This is a genomic window from Hymenobacter latericoloratus, assembly GCF_014199535.1.
Taxonomy (GTDB): domain Bacteria; phylum Bacteroidota; class Bacteroidia; order Cytophagales; family Hymenobacteraceae; genus Hymenobacter; species Hymenobacter latericoloratus.
On sequence record NZ_JACHNV010000022.1, the window covers coordinates 1 to 3,419 of the forward strand.

At 56.2% G+C, this 3,419-nt stretch carries 4 protein-coding genes; 1 reads left to right on the forward strand and 3 read right to left on the reverse strand.

Annotated elements, in window-relative coordinates:
* Window positions 1-1,211, reverse strand: a 1,211-nt coding sequence (gene mobV, locus GGU46_RS21820) for a MobV family relaxase (protein WP_183405629.1), incomplete at its 3' end; no start/stop codon positions are given.
* A gap of 200 nt (window positions 1,212-1,411) precedes the next feature.
* A complete protein-coding gene (locus GGU46_RS21825; protein WP_215906433.1) occupies window positions 1,412-1,795 on the reverse strand; it encodes a hypothetical protein in 384 nt (127 codons plus the stop codon).
* Window positions 1,796-2,136: 341 nt separating this feature from the next.
* Here GGU46_RS21825 and GGU46_RS21830 point away from each other — a divergent pair, with 341 nt between their 5' ends.
* Window positions 2,137-2,424 carry a hypothetical protein gene (locus GGU46_RS21830; RefSeq protein ID WP_183405631.1) on the forward strand — a complete coding sequence of 96 codons (288 nt, stop codon included), beginning with the start codon at window positions 2,137-2,139 and terminating at the stop codon, window positions 2,422-2,424.
* Window positions 2,425-2,463: 39 nt separating this feature from the next.
* Here the strand turns inward: GGU46_RS21830 and GGU46_RS21835 are convergent, their stop codons facing one another.
* The gene (locus tag GGU46_RS21835) at window positions 2,464-3,033 is read right to left on the reverse strand and encodes a replication/maintenance protein RepL (protein WP_183405632.1); all 570 of its coding nucleotides are present in this window, start codon (window positions 3,031-3,033) and stop codon (window positions 2,464-2,466) included.
* Between the last annotated feature and the right edge of the window lie 386 nt (window positions 3,034-3,419).

The following is a 3,419-nucleotide window of genomic DNA, read 5'->3' on the forward strand; positions in this document are numbered from 1 at the left end:
TGCGCGGTGCGCTGCACGGCCAGGTCGTAAGCCTCCTTCATTGGTACCCCACCCGGCTTCAACTCGGCCAGCTCGAACCGGCTGCCGGTGGCCGTGTGGCGCAACTCGCCCTGTTTGGTGGCCGCGTCCTCCCGGTAGGTGTATCCTGGGAGCTTTTTTAGCTGTGCGGTTAAGTCGCAGGCTTGGCGAATAGGGCCCTTTAGGGCCTGCTGAACGTGCTTTTCGGCCTCGGCCATGATACCAGCCCGCACCTGGTGCGCGTACTCCAGCACGTTCGCCGGCAACGCCTCGCCCTGGGCAACCTTGACCAATGCGCGGGTGAATCCCCCCTCCACGTCCTTTCGCACCTGAATTTGCTTCGTTTTGGTGCCCTCTACGCTCGCCAACTGCCGGGCCAGGGTCTTTTCCCGGTCTTTGGCGCCGGCGCTGTCCTGCGCGATGCTAGCGGCCTTGCTGGCCCGCTCGTTGGCCGCGGCGAGCTGCCGGGCCAGCTCCGCGTTCAGCCGCGCCTCCTGCTCGGCTCGCCACTTGCTCAGGTTGACTAGGTCCAGCCCGCTCGGCCCCTCGATGCTCAGGCGTGTGGCGGGCTCCGGCTTGGTCAGCGTGGCCAGCTCGCCCCGGCTCCGCTCCTGGGCCCCGTAGACGTGGCGCATGACCTCGTGCTTGGCGCGGCTATGCTCGACCCCCCGCTCCATCCCAAACGGCTTCATGGCCTCGGCGTAGTCGGTTTGGAGCTGGCGCAGGGTCTTTGGGTTGAAGCGGTCTTTGGCCGATAGCCGGCCGTCCTCGGTAATGGGCACGACCACGGCGTGAAAGTGCGGCGTTAGCTCGTCCTGGTGCAGGGTGCAGCTCACCACGTTTTTCTCCCCGAACTGGGCTTTCAAAAATGCAATATTGGCCTCGGCCCACTCACTGCCGTGCCAATCGTTCGGACTCCCATCAGCCTGGCGCTTGAACGCCTCTGGGCTGGCCGTTAGCAGCACCTCCACCCCGCGCACCGAATCATGCCGGACTTTGGCCCCGGCCTCCTGAATGCGCTCGGTGGCCAGCTCCCAATAATTGCGCTCGGCCGTGTTGATGTACTCCCGGTTGAGGGGCTTGCGCTCGGTGTCGGCGTTGGGCGTTTCGCGCTGCCGGTAGTTGTGCGCGGTCTTGGCCGCGCCCGCCTGGGCGGTCTTAATCTTGGCAACTCGGCAAATGGCGTAAGGCATGGGGCGGTGGGGAAAGGGGCTAGATACTGCGTAGGGCTGGCTGCAAGCCCCACACCGGACGCAGTCCGGTATAGTGGGTTATACCGTTGTTTTTTCTGCGCGGTTTTGGGCCTGTTGTTTACGCTTATTACTTACGCTAACGGGGCTTTTTTAGGGTACATATTGGGCAAAACTTACGCTTATCACTTACGATAATACCCTTATTTACTGGCTCTGACGCGCTTCACTCGGGTGGCCTGGGCTTTCATTTCCTGCTGCTCGTTGTACTGCACCTTCTCAATGATGGAGTTATTAGCTACCCCGGCCCATCCCTCCACCAACGCCCGCAAACGACTGAACGCCTCGGCTGCCGGCAACCCCTCGACCTGTACCAGTGCTTCCGTGGCCGACCGTCCGACCGCGACCAATTTCTCCGCCAAATACCGCTCGTCCCCGTTGGGTGGATTCGGCCAGGCTTCCCCCTTCTTCACGAGCTGGTGCTGCACCACCCGGCACGAGACCGAACAGAATTTGCCCCCTCGGCGCTTGGGCTCATAGTCCTTCCCACATTTTTGGCACTGCACGGTCATACGGCGAAAATACAAACTTTCTAAAAGCTAATCGGGGAGGTCGGTGCGAAGCGGCTAGCGTAGCGGCACCAGCCACGTCCCATCTTGGATGCCTAACGGAATCGGGGCTGGTGCTACTTCGGCTAGCCGCCTCAGAACGACCTCCCCGATTAGCTTTTTAGGGGTGATAGGTTAACTTTTTGGCCCGCTCAACCCCCTGCATAGGAGTTTACGAAACTCATGCCATCGGCGCATTTCGTAAACTTTGAATCGTAGACGGGTTTCTTAAACTCCTTCCGTGCTGCAGCGGCCTGCTAGCACCTGGTGCAGAGCAGCTGCCAGGAGTTCACTGGAAGGAGCGGTACTTTGCTCATCTGATGAAAAAACTATTCATTGGTTTCCTTCTGCTAGCTGCGCTCGGGTACGGGCTGTATACGTTGGTCTTCGACCGAGCCAACTACATATACTCCAAACTTCCCCAGGTCAAGGCGGGCATGTCACGCGTCGAAGTAACCGCACTGCTTGGGGTGCCGGACACGACCTATGCCTGGCCGGAGGCGCCTTATCCACCAGTACTGCATTACGAGATGGGGCTGGGTGCTCCCGATGCTCTGCGCGTGTTTCTGGACCACGACACCGTCACCGCGTGGAGCTACAATCAGTAGAAAGCCTTCACCTTGTCGTTCAGCGAAAGGGTGATTTGCTTATCCTATACTGAACGGGGGAATAGCGTCAAATACTGACAGTTGTTGTGGGTCGCCTTGCTTTAACTTCTTCTTTTTGACGTAGCTACGCACAAAGCTTACCCGGTCCCCATTGAACATTATCATGGGGTTGATGAAGTACACATTCTCATTGTAGCCCCTAGCAATGATTTTGGCCTCTATCAAGCTCGCAAGAGCAGCATATATCGGCTTAATGCTTTTGTAATGAGTGTATTCCATACATTCATCAATGAAAAATTCCAGCTTGTCCGATTTGGGCTTCATTTTCTGCATGATGTACCCAAAAACCCTAATAGCAGGCTTAGAAAGCTCCCAAAAGCTCTCAAACTGGCTTAAATAGAGCTTCGTGAATTTTTCCTCATCCACCTCAATCTCCCGGATGAACATGGTATGGCCCAAAATCTCGCCTGTGTTGGGGTCAAATGCCTGTAGCATCGCACTCTCACCAGTGCGCGAGGCTGTCTTGTACTTGCGCGAGATTTGGACCTCGTCTAATGCCTTATCTAGAAAAGGGTTAGTCCTGTTCTTTTCAAAATCGGAAAGTTTCATTTTACAAAATGGGGCTAAAAAGGAAATTCTGATTTCCCTCGAAGGTAAAACTCACTTTCTGAATAACAGCCAAAAAAGAAAGTTTTACTTTCCTTTTGCTAATCATTTTTGACAAGTGAGACTTTCTAAGGTGGAAAGTCCCGCTTTCCAGTATGGAAAGTGGATAGTATTAGTAATCAGGTAGTTACAGAGGGTTACTTCTTAAGTTCTTAAATTAAGGGTATTTCGGCCTCGCATTACAGGCTCCTTCCTCCCCCTTGACTTTGCCCCTTGGTCTGCTCTAAATCGCGTTGCGCGGTGCGCTGCACGGCCAGGTCGTAAGCCTCCTTCATTGGTACCCCACCCGGCTTCAACTCGGCCAGCTCGAACCGGCTGCCGGTGGCCGT